Below are 12,982 nucleotides of genomic sequence, written 5' to 3'. Positions count from 1 at the left end.
TTCAGGAGAAAATCATGAGCCAACGCATCGCCATCGTCGGAGCCGGCCAGTCGGGCCTGCAAATGGCCCTCGGGCTGCAAGCCAACGGCTACCGGGTCACGCTGCTGTCCAACCGGACACCCGAGCAGATCCGCGGCGGGAAAGTCATGTCCAGCCAGTGCATGTTCGACCGCGCGCTGCAGGCCGAGCGCGAGCTCGGGCTGAACTGGTGGGACGATGCCTGCCCGCCGGTGGAGGGCATCGGCCTGGCCGTGCCGCATCCCGAGCAGGCCGGTGCCCGCGCGATCGACTGGGCCGCGCCCCTGGACCGCCCGGCGCAGGCGGTGGACCAGCGCCTGAAGATGCCGGCGTGGATGGAGACCTTCGTTGCACGCGGCGGCGACCTGCGCATCGTCGATGTCGGCCTGGACGAGCTGGAGGACCTGACCCGCGAGCATGACCTCGTGCTGCTGGCCGCCGGCAAGGGCGAGATCGTCAGCCGCTTCGAGCGCGATGCTTCCCGCAGCCCCTTCGACAAGCCGCAGCGCGCGCTGGCGCTGACCTATGTGACCGGCATGGAGCCGCGCACGCCGTTCTCGCGGGTTTGCTTCAACCTGATCCCGGGCGTGGGCGAGTACTTCGTCTTCCCCGCGCTGACGCTGTCCGGGCCGTGCGAGATCATGGTGTTCGAAGGCATCCCGGGCGGCCCGATGGACCGTTGGGCCGAGGCGCGCACCCCGGCGCAGCACCTGGCCGAAAGCCTGCGCATCCTGCAGACCTACCTGCCGTGGGAAGCCGAGCGCTGCGAGCGGGTGGCGCTGACCGACGACAACGGCATCCTTACCGGTCGCTTCGCGCCAACGGTGCGCAAGCCGGTGCTGACGCTGCCATCCGGGCGGCTGGTGTTCGGCATGGCAGATGCCGTGGTGGTCAACGACCCGATCACGGGGCAGGGCTCGAACAACGCCGCCAAATGCTGCAAGGTCTATCTCGATGCGATCCTGGCGCGCGGCGACCAGTCCTTCGACCAGGCCTGGATGGAGCGCACCTTCGACCAGTACTGGCAGTACGCGGGCGACGTGGTAGCGTGGACCAACTCGCTGCTGACCCCGCCGCCGCCGCATATCCTGGCGCTGCTGGGCGCCGCGGGGCAGGCGCCGGCACTGGCCGCGCGCATCGCCAACGGCTTCGACAATCCGCCGGACTACTTCCCGTGGTGGTTGGATCCGCAGGCCTGCCACCAGCTGATCAACCAGTACGTCGCCGAGGCCGCCTGACATGCACGCCGCCACGCCCGCCACTTCCGTCCATGATCCCCGCGAGCTGCGCCGGGTTTGCGGCCGCTATGCCACCGGCGTGGCCGTCATCGGCGCCTGCGGGGCGCAGGGCCGGCCCGTCGGCCTGACCGTGAACTCGTTTGCCTCGTTGTCGCTGGCGCCGCCGCTGATCCTGTGGAGCCTGGCGATGCACTCGCCGAATGCGGGCCTGTTTTCACGCGGCGCGCCCTTCGGCGTCAGCATTCTGCGCGCGGGCCATGGCGAACTGGCGCGCCGCTTCGCCACCCCGTCGGCGGACAAGTTCGCGGGCGTCGCCCACCGGCGCTGCGAGCGCGGCGTGCCCTACCTGGACGAGGCGCTGGCGACGCTGGCCTGCCGCGTGGAGCGGGCCGACTTGGTGGGCGATCACCTGCTGATCGTCGGCGCCGTCGAGGCGTTCGGCGCCGGGGAGGGCGAACCGCTGGTATTCTACGGCGGCGATTTCGTGCGCATCGCCGCCTGAACAAACCATCCCTGGATGCACTTTACGGCGCTTCAACTACCCGTCGTCGCCTCCACACCACACCCCAAGCAACGCAAGCGCCACTACTGCGGCAGCCTGCCTACAACACTGCAGGCGAATCCGCAATTCATATTGCCCTTTCCAAACCGCTGCGATATAGTGTAAGGCTACCCGTTTCCTCGGGTAGTGGGCTGGCCACTTTGGCCGCGCGCAGTCTTCTTTAGCGCAAGTCCACAGCAAACACAGTTTTCGTGTATCAATCAGCCCCGGCCAATCGCAGCTGGGAATGGAGCAAACCATGAGCCTTGGCCTTGTAGGTCGCAAGGTTGGCATGACCCGTATTTTCACGGACGACGGTGATTCGATTCCCGTTACCGTGGTCGAGGTCGGCGACAACCGCGTGACGCAAATCAAGACGGACGAGACCGACGGTTATACCGCGGTTCAAGTCACCTTCGGCGCACGACGCGCAAGCCGCGTTACCAAGCCGCTGGCGGGTCATCTCGCCAAAGCCGGCGTGGAAGCCGGCGAAATCATCCGCGAATTCCGTATCGATGCAGCCAAGGCTGCCGAACTGCAAGCTGGCGGTTCGCTGTCGGTCGACCTGTTCGAAGTCGGTCAGAAGATCGACGTGCAGGGCGTGTCGATCGGTAAGGGCTACGCCGGTACCATCAAGCGTTATCACTTCGCCTCCGGCCGTGCCACCCACGGTAACTCGCGCTCGCACAACGTGCCGGGCTCGATCGGTATGGCGCAGGATCCGGGCCGCGTGTTCCCGGGCAAGCGCATGACCGGTCACCTGGGCGATGTCACCCGCACCGTGCAGAACCTGGAAATCGCCAAGATCGACGCAGAGCGCAAGCTGCTGCTGGTCAAGGGTGCCATTCCCGGCTCCAAGGGCGGCAAGGTCATCGTCACCCCGGCCGTCAAGGCCAAAGCCAAAGCTTAAGGAGCGCATGTAATGGAACTCAAGCTCCTCCAGGACAATGGCCAGATCGGTGCGGGCGTTGACGCTTCGCCCGAAGTGTTCGGCCGTGACTACAACGAAGCCCTCGTTCACCAGATCGTCGTCGCTTACCAGGCCAACGCTCGCAGCGGTAACCGTAAGCAGAAGGATCGTGAAGAGGTCAAGCACACGACCAAGAAGCCGTGGCGCCAGAAGGGTACGGGCCGTGCTCGTGCCGGTATGTCTTCCTCGCCGCTGTGGCGCGGGGGCGGCCGTATCTTCCCGAATTCGCCGGAAGAGAACTTCACCCAGAAGGTCAACAAGAAGATGTTCCGTGCCGGCATGCGCTCGATTTACTCGCAGCTCGCACGTGAAGGTCGTATCAACGTGGTGGACGGTTTCACTGTCGACGCGCCCAAGACCAAGCTCTTGGCCGACAAGTTCAAGGCCATGGGCTTGGACTCGGTGCTGATCATCACCGACAGCCTCGACGAAAACCTCTACCTGGCTTCGCGCAACCTGCCGCACGTGGCAGTTGTCGAGCCGCGCCAGGCTGATCCGCTGTCGCTCGTGCACTACAAGAAGGTGCTGGTGACCAAGGCAGCCGTCGCGCAGATCGAGGAGTTGCTGAAATGACGCAAGTAGCCAAGAACGATCATCGTTTGATGCAGGTGCTGCTCGCGCCGGTGGTTTCCGAAAAGGCAACCCTGGTCGCCGACAAGAATGAACAAGTCGTGTTCGAAGTGGCCCGCGATGCCAACAAGGCAGAAGTGAAGGCCGCAGTCGAATTGCTGTTCAAGGTCGAGGTGCAGTCCGTTCAGATCCTGAACCAGAAGGGCAAGCAGAAGCGTTTTGGCCGTTTCATGGGGCGTCGCAACCACGTGAAGAAGGCCTACGTTTCGCTGAAGCCGGGTCAGGAAATCAATTTTGAAGCGGAGGCCAAGTAATCATGGCACTCGTCAAGACCAAGCCGACTTCCCCGGGTCGTCGCTCGATGGTGAAGGTGGTCAACAAGGACCTTCACAAGGGCGCCCCGCACGCTCCGCTGCTGGAAAAGCAATTCCAGAAGTCGGGCCGTAACAACAATGGTCATATCACCACCCGCCACAAGGGCGGTGGTCATAAGCACCACTACCGCGTGGTCGACTTCAAGCGTAACGACAAGGACGGCATCCCCGCCAAGGTCGAACGCCTGGAATACGATCCGAACCGCAGCGCCAATATCGCGCTGGTGCTGTTCGCCGACGGCGAGCGCCGCTACATCATCGCCACCAAGGGCATGGTTGCCGGTCAGCAACTGCTGAACGGCTCGGAAGCGCCGATCAAGGCCGGTAACAACCTGCCGATCCGCAACATTCCGGTCGGTACCACGATCAACAACGTGGAAATGCTGCCGGGCAAGGGTTCGCAGATCGCACGTGCCGCCGGCGGTTCCGCCGTGCTGCTGGCTCGTGAAGGCCTGTACGCCCAGGTTCGCCTGCGCTCCGGTGAAGTGCGCCGCGTGCACATCGAGTGCCGCGCCACCATCGGTGAAGTGGGCAACGAAGAGCACAGCCTGCGCGTCATCGGCAAGGCCGGTGCCACCCGCTGGCGCGGTATCCGCCCGACGGTGCGTGGTGTCGTGATGAACCCGGTGGATCACCCGCACGGTGGTGGTGAAGGCAAGACCGCCGCTGGTCGCGATCCGGTTTCGCCGTGGGGTACCCCGGCCAAGGGTTACCGTACCCGCAGCAACAAGCGCACGGACAGCATGATCGTCCAGAAGCGCCACAAGCGTTAATCGGTAGGTAGGAGCTAAAGATATGACTCGTTCCGCTAAAAAGGGTCCGTTCTGCGACGCCCACCTGCTGAAGAAGGTGGAAGTCGCCTCGAGCGGCAAGGACAAGAAGCCCATCAAGACTTGGTCGCGTCGCTCGACCATTCTGCCGGAGTTCATTGGCCTGACGATCGCCGTGCACAACGGCCGTCAACACGTGCCGGTGTACGTTACGGAAAACATGGTTGGCCACAAGCTCGGTGAATTTGCGATTACCCGCACGTTCAAGGGCCACGCGGCTGACAAGAAAGCGAAGAGGTAAGGTGCCATCATGGAAGTGAAAGCGATTCATCGCGGTGCCCGCATCTCCGCCCAGAAGACGCGCCTGGTCGCTGACCAGATCCGTGGTCTGCCGATCGAGCGCGCGCTCAATGTCCTGCAGTTCAGCCCGAAAAAGGCTGCCGGGATCGTGAAGAAGGTGGTCGAATCGGCCATCGCCAACGCTGAGCACAACGAAGGCGCCGACATCGACGAACTGAAGGTCAAATCGATCTTCGTCGACAAGGCAACCTCGCTCAAGCGCTTCACCGCACGGGCGAAGGGCCGCGGCAACCGCATCGAGAAACAAACCTGTCACATCACTGTGACGCTCGGCAACTAAGGAGTCACGATGGGACAGAAGATTCATCCGACTGGCTTCCGCCTGGCTGTCAGCCGTAACTGGGCTTCGCGCTGGTACGCCAGCAACACGAAGTTCGCCGGCATGCTGAAGGAAGACATCGAAGTTCGAGACTTCCTGAAGAAGAAGCTGAAGAACGCATCGGTTGGCCGCGTCGTGATCGAGCGCCCCGCCCGCAACGCACGCATCACCATTTACAGCTCGCGTCCGGGCGTGGTGATCGGCAAGAAGGGTGAGGACATCGAACTGCTCAAGGCTGAACTGCAGCGTCGCATGGGCGTGCCCGTGCACGTGAACATCGAGGAAATCCGCAAGCCGGAAACCGATGCTCAGCTGATCGCCGACTCGATCACCCAGCAGCTCGAGCGCCGCATCATGTTCCGCCGCGCCATGAAGCGCGCGATGCAGAATGCGATGCGCCTGGGCGCCCAGGGTATCAAGATCATGAGCGCCGGCCGTCTGAACGGTATCGAAATCGCACGTACCGAGTGGTACCGCGAAGGCCGTGTGCCCCTGCACACCCTGCGCGCCGACATCGACTACGGTTTCTCCGAAGCAGAAACCACCTACGGCATCATCGGTGTCAAGGTGTGGGTCTACAAGGGTGATCACCTCGGCCGCAATGACGCGCCGGTGGTGGAAGAGCCGCAAGACGACCGTCGTCGTCGCCCGGGTCGTCCGGAAGGCCGCCGCCGTGAAGGCGAAGGCCGCCCGGGTGGCAACCGTCGCGGTGGCGCCGGTGCAGGTGCCGGTCGCCGCGGTGCGCCTGGCGATGCGAAGAGTGGAGAATAACGATGCTGCAACCTAAGCGCAGAAAATACCGCAAGGAGCAGAAGGGCCGCAACACGGGTAAGGCTACCCGTGGTAACGCCGTGTCTTTCGGCGAATTCGGCCTGAAGGCCATGGGCCGTGGCCGCCTGACGGCTCGTCAGATCGAGTCGGCACGTCGTGCGATGACCCGCCACATCAAGCGTGGCGGCCGCATCTGGATCCGGATCTTCCCGGACAAGCCGATCTCGAAGAAGCCTGCCGAAGTCCGTATGGGTAACGGTAAGGGCAATCCGGAGTATTACGTGGCTGAAATCCAGCCGGGTAAGATGCTGTACGAAATGGATGGCGTGACCGAAGACCTGGCGCGTGAGGCGTTCCGCCTCGCAGCCGCCAAGCTGCCGATCGCCACCAATTTCGTGGTGCGCCAGGTCGGGACGTAAGGAGAGCAGGGATGAAAGCATCCGAACTTCGCGGCAAGGACGCCGCCGGGCTGAACCAGGAGCTCTCCGAGCTGCTGAAGGCCCAATTTAGCCTGCGCATGCAAAAGGCGACCCAACAGCTGCAGAACACCAGCCAGCTGAAAAAGGTTCGCAAGGACATCGCGCGTGTGCAAACCGTGCTGACTCAAAAGGCAAACGCGAAATGACTGAAGCTGCACAAACGGAAAAGTCGCTTCGCCGTACCCTGGTCGGCCGTGTCGTGAGCGACAAGATGGACAAGACCGTTACGGTCTTGGTGGAAAGCCGCGTCAAGCATCCTCTGTACGGCAAGTACGTGCTGCGTTCGAAGAAGTACCACGCACACGACGAAGCCAACCAGTACAAGGAAGGCGACAAGGTCGAGATCCAGGAAGGCCGTCCGCTGTCGCGGACCAAGTCCTGGGTGGTTTCCCGGCTGGTAGAGGCTGCACGCGTCATCTAAGAACAACACGTTCTTAGCTTGACTTGCAAGTCCAGGATTATGTAGCTATAATCCTGGACTTCCGCTTTGTTGCGTTCGCCTTTGTAGTACCACCCGGGCGGGCCTGTGAAGCGAGCCAGGGCCGAGCGGCCTCAGCAAGTTGTTGAGATCGCCTGGTTCCTACCGACTTCAAAGTTGATCAACCCATACGGAGCTGGCGCAATGCCGGAGCCGACGGGACCAAGACTGACCGATGGGCGCTTTTTGCACCTGACGGATTAAGTTGGGAAGACAAACACCATGATTCAGACAGAAAGCCGGCTCGAAGTAGCCGATAACACTGGTGCGCGCGAAGTGCTGTGCATCAAGGTGCTGGGTGGCTCCAAGCGCCGCTACGCAAGCGTTGGCGACATCATCAAGGTGACCGTCAAGGACGCAGCGCCGCGCGGTCGCGTGAAGAAGGGCGACATCTACAACGCCGTCGTCGTGCGTACCGCCAAGGGCGTGCGCCGCGCTGACGGTTCGCTGATCAAGTTCGACGGCAACGCCGCCGTCCTGCTGAACAACAAGCTCGAGCCGATCGGCACCCGTATCTTCGGGCCGGTGACTCGTGAACTCCGTACCGAGCGCTTCATGAAGATCGTGTCGCTCGCTCCGGAAGTGCTGTAAGGAGCCGCCATGAACAAGATTCGCAAAGGCGACGAAGTCATTGTGCTGACCGGCAAGGACAAGGGCAAGCGCGGTACCGTGCAAGCCGTCCTGGGCGACAAGGTTGCGGTGCAAGGCGTGAACATCGCCAAGAAGCATGCCCGCCCGAACCCGATGCTGGGCACTACCGGTGGTGTGGTCGACAAGGTCATGCCCCTGCATATTTCCAACGTTGCGCTCGTGGATGCCAATGGCAAGCCGTCGCGCGTCGGCATCAAGGTGGAAGACGGCAAGCGCGTGCGCGTGCTGAAGACCACCGGCGCCGTCGTGGCAGCTTGATTCTGGGCACGTATAGGAGTTGAGCATGGCAGCACGTCTGCAAGAGTTTTACAAAGAACAGGTTGTGCCGAAGCTGATCGAACAGTTCGGCTACAAGTCGGTCATGGAAGTGCCGCGCATCACCAAGATCACCCTGAACATGGGTCTTGGCGAAGCCATCAATGACAAGAAGATCATTGAGAACGCCGTGGGCGACCTGACCAAGATCGCCGGTCAGAAGCCGGTCGTGACGAAGGCCAAGAAGGCTATCGCCGGCTTCAAGATCCGCCAGGGCTACCCCATCGGTGCGATGGTGACCCTGCGCGGCGAGCGCATGTTCGAATTCCTCGATCGTTTCGTTACCGTGGCCCTGCCGCGCGTGCGTGACTTCCGTGGTGTGTCGGGCCGGTCGTTCGACGGTCGCGGCAACTACAACATCGGTGTGAAAGAGCAGATCATTTTCCCCGAAATCGAGTACGACAAGATCGACGCACTGCGTGGTCTGAACATCAGCATCACGACGACGGCAAAGAACGACGAGGAAGCCAAGGCACTCCTCGGTGCGTTCAAGTTCCCGTTCCGCAATTAAGGGGTAACCGTGGCTAAACTGGCTCTGATTGAACGTGAGAAGAAGCGCGCCAAGCTGGTGGCGAAGTATGCCGCCAAGCGCGCCAACCTCAAGGCCATTATCGACGACCAAGAGAAGTCGGAAGAAGAGCGTTACAGCGCGCGTCTCGAGCTGCAACAGCTCCCGCGCAACGCGAACCCGACTCGCCAGCGTAACCGCTGCGCGATCACCGGTCGTCCCCGCGGTACCTTCCGCAAGTTTGGCCTGGCGCGTAACAAGATCCGCGAAATCGCCTTCAAGGGCGAAATCCCGGGTCTGACGAAAGCCAGCTGGTAATTACGCACAGGCTACAGGAGAAACAGTATGAGCATGAGCGATCCTATCGCCGATATGCTGACGCGCATCCGCAACGCCCAGGGCGTGCAGAAAGCGTCGGTTGTCATGCCGTCGTCGAAGCTGAAAGTGGCAATCGCCAAGGTCCTGAAGGACGAAGGCTACATCGACGACTACGCCGTCCAGGAAGATGGCGGCAAGGCACAACTGAGCATCGGTCTCAAGTACTACGCCGGCCGTCCGGTCATCGAGCGCATTGAGCGCGTCTCGAAGCCCGGCCTGCGCGTGTACAAGGGCCGCAGCGACATCCCCCAAGTGATGAACGGCCTGGGTGTGGCGATCATTTCGACCCCGCAGGGTCTGATGACCGACCGCAAGGCTCGCGCCACTGGCGTGGGCGGCGAAGTTCTCTGCTACGTCGCTTAAGGAGAGAACCATGTCCCGTGTAGGTAAGGCTCCCATCGCGCTCCCCAAGGGCGCGGAAGTGAACGTGGCGGCTGGCGTGCTCTCCGTAAAGGGCCCGCTCGGCACGCTGTCGCAGCCGATTCACAGCCTGGTCAAGGTCAATGTCGAAAATGACACGCTGACCTTCAGCCCGGCTGACGAATCGCGTGAAGCAAACGCTCTGCAGGGCACCATGCGTGCTCTGGTGGCCAACATGGTCAAGGGCGTAACCACCGGTTTCGAGCGCAAGCTGAACCTCGTCGGCGTGGGCTATCGTGCCCAGCTGCAAGGCGCTGCGCTGAAGCTCCAGCTTGGTTTCTCGCACGACGTGATCCATGAGATGCCGGAAGGCGTGAAGGCGGAAACGCCGACGCAGACCGAGATCATCATCAAGGGTGCGGACAAGCAGAAAGTCGGTCAGGTTGCCGCGGAAGTCCGCGCGTACCGCCCGCCTGAGCCCTACAAGGGCAAGGGTGTGCGTTACTCGGACGAGCGCGTCATCCTGAAGGAAACCAAGAAGAAGTAAGGGGTGCAATGATGAACAAGAAAGACGCTCGTTTGCGCCGTGCACGTCAGACCCGCGCCAAGATCGCGGAGATGAAAGTCAATCGTCTGACCGTGTTCCGTACGAATTCGCATATTTACGCCCAGGTTTTCTCGGAGTGCGGCACCAAGGTGCTGGCTTCCGCGTCGACCGCCGAGGTGGAAGTGCGCAAGGAACTGGATGGCAAGGGCGCTACCGCCGCTGCCGCCACCGTGGTTGGCAAGCGCATCGCCGAAAAGGCGAAGGCTGCCGGCGTGGAAACCGTCGCGTTCGATCGCGCCGGCTTCCGTTTCCATGGCCGCGTTAAGGCCCTGGCAGACGCCGCCCGCGAAGCCGGCCTGAAGTTCTAAGCGCATAGAGAGAGATACGTCATGGCAAAGATGCAAGCAAAAGTCCAACAGGACGAACGCGACGACGGCCTCCGCGAGAAGATGATCTCGGTCAACCGCGTCACCAAGGTGGTGAAGGGTGGCCGGATTCTCGGTTTCGCTGCGCTGACCGTGGTTGGTGACGGCGATGGCCGCATCGGCATGGGCAAGGGCAAGGCTAAGGAAGTGCCGGTTGCTGTTCAGAAGGCAATGGACGAAGCCCGTCGCAAGATGGTCAAGGTCTCGCTGAAGAACGGCACGCTGCAACACGAAGTCGTTGGCAAGCACGGCGCCGCCAAGGTGCTGATGATGCCCGCCAAGGAAGGTACCGGCGTGATCGCCGGCGGCCCGATGCGCGCGATCTTCGAAGTGATGGGCGTCACCAACGTGGTGACCAAGTCGCACGGTTCCACCAACCCGTACAACATGGTTCGCGCCACGCTGGACGGCCTTCAGAAGATGAGCACGCCGGGCGAAATCGCCGCCAAGCGTGGCAAGTCGGTCGAAGACATCCTGGGTTAAGGTGAACGCAATGTCGCAGAAAACCGTAAAAGTGCAACTCGTGCGCAGCCTGATCGGCACGCGCGAGGATCATCGCGCCACTGTTCGTGGCCTGGGCCTGCGCCGCATCAACTCGGTGTCGGAGCTGCAGGACACGCCCGCTGTGCGCGGCATGATCAACAAGGTCTCGTACCTGGTCAAGGTTCTGGCCTGATACCGGGAACTCGGAGAGCAAGATGCAACTGAACAACCTGAAACCGGCCGCCGGTTCGAAGCACGCCAAGCGTCGCGTCGGCCGCGGTATCGGCTCCGGCCTGGGCAAGACTGCCGGTCGCGGCCACAAGGGTCAGAAGTCGCGTTCGGGCGGCTTCCACAAGGTGGGCTTCGAAGGCGGTCAAATGCCGCTGTATCGTCGTCTGCCCAAGCGCGGCTTCACCTCGCTGACCAAGGCGTTCAACGCCGAAGTCACGCTGCGTGACATCGAGCGCCTGGAAGCGGCCGAAGTCGATCTGCTGGTCCTGAAGCAAGCTGGCCTGGTGGGCGAGCTGGTCAAGAGCGCCAAGGTCATCAAGGCTGGCGAACTGACCCGCAAGGTGACGATCAAGGGTCTGGGCGCCACCGCTGGCGCCAAGGCCGCGATCGAAGCCGCCGGCGGCCAGATCGCAGCCTGACAGGCATTTATCGCAGCATAGGCAGTCATAGTCGGAGCATCGTTTGGCCACGGCGAAACCCAATGCAAGCGCGCAAGCCAGGAACACGGCGAAGTACGGCGACCTCAAGCGCCGGCTGATGTTCCTGGTGCTGGCCCTGATCGTGTACCGCATCGGCGCTCATATTCCGGTGCCCGGTATCGATCCGGAGCAGCTTGCGAAGCTTTTCCAGAGTCAGTCGGGTGGCATCCTCGGGATGTTCAACCTGTTCTCGGGCGGGGCGCTGTCGCGCTTTACCGTCTTCGCGCTCGGCATCATGCCGTACATCTCGGCGTCGATCATCATGCAGTTGCTGACGATCGTGCTGCCGCAGCTGGAAGCGCTGAAGAAGGAAGGGCAGGCAGGGCAACGCAAGATCACGCAGTACACGCGCTACGGCACCGTGGTCCTGGCCACGTTCCAGGCGCTGTCGATTGCGGTGGCGCTGGAATCGCAGCCTGGGCTGGTGCTGGATCCGGGCCTGATGTTCAGGGCCACGGCAGTGATCACGCTGGTGACCGGTACGATGTTCCTGATGTGGCTGGGTGAGCAGATCACCGAGCGTGGTCTGGGCAACGGCATCTCGATCATCATCTTTGGCGGTATCGCGGCGGGCCTGCCCAACGCGATCGGCGGACTGTTCGAACTGGTCCGTACGGGTTCCATGAGCATCATCGCGGCGATCTTCATCGTGGCGATCGTGATCGGTGTGACCTTCGCCGTGGTGTTTGTCGAGCGGGGCCAGCGCAAGATCCTGGTGAACTATGCCAAGCGTCAGGTCGGCAACAAGGTGTACGGCGGCCAGTCGTCGCACCTGCCGCTGAAGCTGAACATGGCAGGGGTGATTCCGCCGATCTTCGCATCGTCGATCATCCTGTTCCCGGCGACGATTGCAGGCTGGTTCACGTCCCAGTCGACGGGTGCGGTTGGCCGGTTCGTCAAGGACCTGGCTGCCACGCTGTCGCCGGGCCAGCCGGTCTACATCCTGCTGTACGCTGCTGCGATTGTATTTTTCTGCTTCTTCTATACGGCCCTGGTGTACAACAGCCGTGAAGTGGCAGACAACCTGAAGAAAAGCGGTGCCTTCATTCCGGGCATTCGTCCGGGCGAGCAGACGACGCGCTATATCGACAAGATTCTGGTGCGCCTGACGCTGGCTGGTGCGGTCTATATCACACTGGTCTGCCTGTTGCCGGAATTCCTGGTGCTGCGGTGGAACGTTCCGTTCTACTTTGGCGGAACCTCGCTGCTGATCATCGTGGTCGTCACGATGGACTTCATGGCTCAGGTTCAGTCTTACGTGATGTCGCAGCAATATGAGTCGCTGCTGAAGAAGGCGAATTTCAAGGGCAATCTGACCTTGCGCTGACTTCGGATCGGTACAGGCTAGGTATGGCAAAAGACGACGTCATCCAGATGCAGGGGGAGGTCCTGGAAAACCTGCCCAATGCGACGTTCCGGGTCAAGCTGGAGAATGGCCACGTAGTACTGGGCCATATCTCCGGCAAGATGCGAATGAACTACATCCGGATTCTTCCGGGTGACAAGGTGACGGTCGAGCTGACCCCATATGATCTGTCGCGCGCACGAATCGTCTTCCGGACGAAGTGAGCGAACAGGAATTGAAGGAAGAGGAAAATTATGAAAGTGCTGGCTTCTGTTAAGCGCATTTGCCGCAACTGCAAAATCATCAAGCGCAACGGTGTCGTGCGCGTGATCTGCTCGTCGGATCCCCGCCACAAGCAACGCCAAGGCTAAT

Annotated in this window: 25 protein-coding genes; all 25 read left to right on the top strand. The window is 61.8% G+C overall.

Annotated features, from left to right (window positions below; translation table 11 throughout):
* Window positions 1–14 precede the first annotated feature (14 nt).
* The 25 genes from KB879_RS29745 (at window position 15) to rpmJ (ending at window position 12,981) form a co-directional block, all read left to right on the top strand.
* Window positions 15–1,256 carry a styrene monooxygenase/indole monooxygenase family protein gene (locus KB879_RS29745; RefSeq protein ID WP_211980381.1) on the top strand — a complete coding sequence of 414 codons (1,242 nt, stop codon included), beginning with the start codon at window positions 15–17 and terminating at the stop codon, window positions 1,254–1,256.
* 1 nt (window position 1,257) lies between these two features.
* On the top strand, window positions 1,258–1,758 hold the full coding sequence (locus KB879_RS29740; RefSeq protein WP_211980380.1) for a flavin reductase family protein: 501 nt from the start codon (window positions 1,258–1,260) through the stop codon (window positions 1,756–1,758).
* A 298-nt stretch (window positions 1,759–2,056) separates the two neighbouring features.
* Complete coding sequence (gene rplC, locus KB879_RS29735) at window positions 2,057–2,707, top strand: 50S ribosomal protein L3 (protein ID WP_013958246.1); 651 nt, start codon at window positions 2,057–2,059, stop codon at window positions 2,705–2,707.
* A 12-nt stretch (window positions 2,708–2,719) separates the two neighbouring features.
* Entirely contained in the window at window positions 2,720–3,340 is a 621-nt protein-coding gene (gene rplD, locus KB879_RS29730; RefSeq protein WP_010812396.1) for a 50S ribosomal protein L4, read from the top strand.
* Entirely contained in the window at window positions 3,337–3,651 is a 315-nt protein-coding gene (gene rplW, locus KB879_RS29725) for a 50S ribosomal protein L23 (RefSeq protein WP_006576245.1), read from the top strand. The genes rplD and rplW overlap by 4 nt, the downstream gene beginning before the upstream one ends.
* A 2-nt stretch (window positions 3,652–3,653) precedes the next feature.
* Window positions 3,654–4,484: a 50S ribosomal protein L2 gene (gene rplB / locus KB879_RS29720; protein ID WP_013958245.1), complete on the top strand. Its 831-nt coding sequence runs from the start codon at window positions 3,654–3,656 to the stop codon at window positions 4,482–4,484.
* Between the two features lie 22 nt (window positions 4,485–4,506).
* Window positions 4,507–4,782, top strand: a complete 276-nt coding sequence (gene rpsS / locus KB879_RS29715) for a 30S ribosomal protein S19 (protein ID WP_010812394.1) — start codon at window positions 4,507–4,509, stop codon at window positions 4,780–4,782.
* A gap of 9 nt (window positions 4,783–4,791) precedes the next feature.
* Entirely contained in the window at window positions 4,792–5,121 is a 330-nt protein-coding gene (gene rplV, locus KB879_RS29710) for a 50S ribosomal protein L22 (RefSeq protein WP_013958244.1), read from the top strand.
* A gap of 9 nt (window positions 5,122–5,130) precedes the next feature.
* Entirely contained in the window at window positions 5,131–5,931 is an 801-nt protein-coding gene (gene rpsC, locus KB879_RS29705) for a 30S ribosomal protein S3 (protein ID WP_013958243.1), read from the top strand.
* 2 nt (window positions 5,932–5,933) lie between these two features.
* Entirely contained in the window at window positions 5,934–6,350 is a 417-nt protein-coding gene (gene rplP, locus KB879_RS29700) for a 50S ribosomal protein L16 (protein WP_013958242.1), read from the top strand.
* 11 nt (window positions 6,351–6,361) lie between these two features.
* Window positions 6,362–6,556, top strand: coding sequence for a 50S ribosomal protein L29 (gene rpmC, locus KB879_RS29695; RefSeq protein ID WP_010812390.1), 195 nt, complete (start codon window positions 6,362–6,364; stop codon window positions 6,554–6,556).
* A complete protein-coding gene (rpsQ, locus tag KB879_RS29690) occupies window positions 6,553–6,831 on the top strand; it encodes a 30S ribosomal protein S17 (protein ID WP_211980379.1) in 279 nt (92 codons plus the stop codon). Before rpmC ends, rpsQ begins: the two co-directional genes overlap by 4 nt.
* Window positions 6,832–7,110: 279 nt before the next feature.
* Window positions 7,111–7,479 carry a 50S ribosomal protein L14 gene (rplN, locus tag KB879_RS29685; RefSeq protein WP_010812388.1) on the top strand — a complete coding sequence of 123 codons (369 nt, stop codon included), beginning with the start codon at window positions 7,111–7,113 and terminating at the stop codon, window positions 7,477–7,479.
* A gap of 9 nt (window positions 7,480–7,488) precedes the next feature.
* Complete coding sequence (gene rplX, locus KB879_RS29680; protein WP_010812387.1) at window positions 7,489–7,797, top strand: 50S ribosomal protein L24; 309 nt, start codon at window positions 7,489–7,491, stop codon at window positions 7,795–7,797.
* Window positions 7,798–7,822: 25 nt separating this feature from the next.
* The gene (gene rplE / locus KB879_RS29675; protein ID WP_010812386.1) at window positions 7,823–8,365 is read left to right on the top strand and encodes a 50S ribosomal protein L5; all 543 of its coding nucleotides are present in this window, start codon (window positions 7,823–7,825) and stop codon (window positions 8,363–8,365) included.
* 9 nt (window positions 8,366–8,374) lie between these two features.
* A complete protein-coding gene (gene rpsN, locus KB879_RS29670) occupies window positions 8,375–8,680 on the top strand; it encodes a 30S ribosomal protein S14 (RefSeq protein WP_010812385.1) in 306 nt (101 codons plus the stop codon).
* A 27-nt stretch (window positions 8,681–8,707) separates the two neighbouring features.
* Window positions 8,708–9,103 (top strand): 30S ribosomal protein S8, encoded by a 396-nt coding sequence (gene rpsH, locus KB879_RS29665; protein ID WP_010812384.1) that lies wholly within the window; start codon window positions 8,708–8,710, stop codon window positions 9,101–9,103.
* A 10-nt stretch (window positions 9,104–9,113) separates the two neighbouring features.
* Window positions 9,114–9,647 carry a 50S ribosomal protein L6 gene (rplF, locus tag KB879_RS29660; RefSeq protein WP_010812383.1) on the top strand — a complete coding sequence of 178 codons (534 nt, stop codon included), beginning with the start codon at window positions 9,114–9,116 and terminating at the stop codon, window positions 9,645–9,647.
* Window positions 9,648–9,658: 11 nt separating this feature from the next.
* Window positions 9,659–10,015 (top strand): 50S ribosomal protein L18, encoded by a 357-nt coding sequence (gene rplR, locus KB879_RS29655; RefSeq protein ID WP_010812382.1) that lies wholly within the window; start codon window positions 9,659–9,661, stop codon window positions 10,013–10,015.
* 21 nt (window positions 10,016–10,036) lie between these two features.
* Window positions 10,037–10,555 (top strand): 30S ribosomal protein S5, encoded by a 519-nt coding sequence (rpsE, locus tag KB879_RS29650; RefSeq protein WP_006160449.1) that lies wholly within the window; start codon window positions 10,037–10,039, stop codon window positions 10,553–10,555.
* Between the two features lie 10 nt (window positions 10,556–10,565).
* Entirely contained in the window at window positions 10,566–10,748 is a 183-nt protein-coding gene (gene rpmD, locus KB879_RS29645; protein WP_010812381.1) for a 50S ribosomal protein L30, read from the top strand.
* 22 nt (window positions 10,749–10,770) lie between these two features.
* Entirely contained in the window at window positions 10,771–11,205 is a 435-nt protein-coding gene (rplO, locus tag KB879_RS29640; RefSeq protein ID WP_010812380.1) for a 50S ribosomal protein L15, read from the top strand.
* Window positions 11,206–11,248: 43 nt separating this feature from the next.
* The gene (secY, locus tag KB879_RS29635) at window positions 11,249–12,592 is read left to right on the top strand and encodes a preprotein translocase subunit SecY (protein WP_013958241.1); all 1,344 of its coding nucleotides are present in this window, start codon (window positions 11,249–11,251) and stop codon (window positions 12,590–12,592) included.
* 23 nt (window positions 12,593–12,615) lie between these two features.
* Window positions 12,616–12,834, top strand: coding sequence for a translation initiation factor IF-1 (infA, locus tag KB879_RS29630; RefSeq protein WP_010812378.1), 219 nt, complete (start codon window positions 12,616–12,618; stop codon window positions 12,832–12,834).
* A 30-nt stretch (window positions 12,835–12,864) separates the two neighbouring features.
* The gene (rpmJ, locus tag KB879_RS29625) at window positions 12,865–12,981 is read left to right on the top strand and encodes a 50S ribosomal protein L36 (RefSeq protein WP_008642959.1); all 117 of its coding nucleotides are present in this window, start codon (window positions 12,865–12,867) and stop codon (window positions 12,979–12,981) included.
* The last annotated feature ends 1 nt before the right edge of the window (window position 12,982 follow it).

The sequence above is a fragment of the Cupriavidus sp. KK10 genome, from assembly GCF_018223725.1.
In the GTDB taxonomy this organism is placed as follows: Bacteria; Pseudomonadota; Gammaproteobacteria; order Burkholderiales; family Burkholderiaceae; genus Cupriavidus; species Cupriavidus necator.
The sequence above is the reverse complement of the archived record's forward strand: the minus strand, read 5'-3'. Positions and strand labels throughout refer to the sequence as shown.

Bases quoted from the DNA above. Each gene is read 5' to 3' on its own strand.
- rplV (WP_013958244.1), top strand. From the start codon at position 4,792: ATGGAAGTGAAAGCGATTCATCGCGGTGCCCGCATCTCCGCCCAGAAG.
- rplN (WP_010812388.1), top strand. From the start codon at position 7,111: ATGATTCAGACAGAAAGCCGGCTCGAAGTAGCCGATAACACTGGTGCG.
- rplO (WP_010812380.1), top strand. From the start codon at position 10,771: ATGCAACTGAACAACCTGAAACCGGCCGCCGGTTCGAAGCACGCCAAG.
- rpsS (WP_010812394.1), top strand. From the start codon at position 4,507: ATGACTCGTTCCGCTAAAAAGGGTCCGTTCTGCGACGCCCACCTGCTG.
- rplE (WP_010812386.1), top strand. From the start codon at position 7,823: ATGGCAGCACGTCTGCAAGAGTTTTACAAAGAACAGGTTGTGCCGAAG.
- rplX (WP_010812387.1), top strand. From the start codon at position 7,489: ATGAACAAGATTCGCAAAGGCGACGAAGTCATTGTGCTGACCGGCAAG.
- KB879_RS29740 (WP_211980380.1), top strand. From the start codon at position 1,258: ATGCACGCCGCCACGCCCGCCACTTCCGTCCATGATCCCCGCGAGCTG.
- rpsE (WP_006160449.1), top strand. From the start codon at position 10,037: ATGGCAAAGATGCAAGCAAAAGTCCAACAGGACGAACGCGACGACGGC.
- infA (WP_010812378.1), top strand. From the start codon at position 12,616: ATGGCAAAAGACGACGTCATCCAGATGCAGGGGGAGGTCCTGGAAAAC.
- rpmJ (WP_008642959.1), top strand. From the start codon at position 12,865: ATGAAAGTGCTGGCTTCTGTTAAGCGCATTTGCCGCAACTGCAAAATC.
- rplF (WP_010812383.1), top strand. From the start codon at position 9,114: ATGTCCCGTGTAGGTAAGGCTCCCATCGCGCTCCCCAAGGGCGCGGAA.
- KB879_RS29745 (WP_211980381.1), top strand. From the start codon at position 15: ATGAGCCAACGCATCGCCATCGTCGGAGCCGGCCAGTCGGGCCTGCAA.
- rpsH (WP_010812384.1), top strand. From the start codon at position 8,708: ATGAGCATGAGCGATCCTATCGCCGATATGCTGACGCGCATCCGCAAC.
- rpsC (WP_013958243.1), top strand. From the start codon at position 5,131: ATGGGACAGAAGATTCATCCGACTGGCTTCCGCCTGGCTGTCAGCCGT.
- rplB (WP_013958245.1), top strand. From the start codon at position 3,654: ATGGCACTCGTCAAGACCAAGCCGACTTCCCCGGGTCGTCGCTCGATG.
- rpmD (WP_010812381.1), top strand. From the start codon at position 10,566: ATGTCGCAGAAAACCGTAAAAGTGCAACTCGTGCGCAGCCTGATCGGC.
- rpsQ (WP_211980379.1), top strand. From the start codon at position 6,553: ATGACTGAAGCTGCACAAACGGAAAAGTCGCTTCGCCGTACCCTGGTC.
- rplW (WP_006576245.1), top strand. From the start codon at position 3,337: ATGACGCAAGTAGCCAAGAACGATCATCGTTTGATGCAGGTGCTGCTC.
- rplC (WP_013958246.1), top strand. From the start codon at position 2,057: ATGAGCCTTGGCCTTGTAGGTCGCAAGGTTGGCATGACCCGTATTTTC.
- rplP (WP_013958242.1), top strand. From the start codon at position 5,934: ATGCTGCAACCTAAGCGCAGAAAATACCGCAAGGAGCAGAAGGGCCGC.
- rpmC (WP_010812390.1), top strand. From the start codon at position 6,362: ATGAAAGCATCCGAACTTCGCGGCAAGGACGCCGCCGGGCTGAACCAG.
- rplD (WP_010812396.1), top strand. From the start codon at position 2,720: ATGGAACTCAAGCTCCTCCAGGACAATGGCCAGATCGGTGCGGGCGTT.
- rplR (WP_010812382.1), top strand. From the start codon at position 9,659: ATGAACAAGAAAGACGCTCGTTTGCGCCGTGCACGTCAGACCCGCGCC.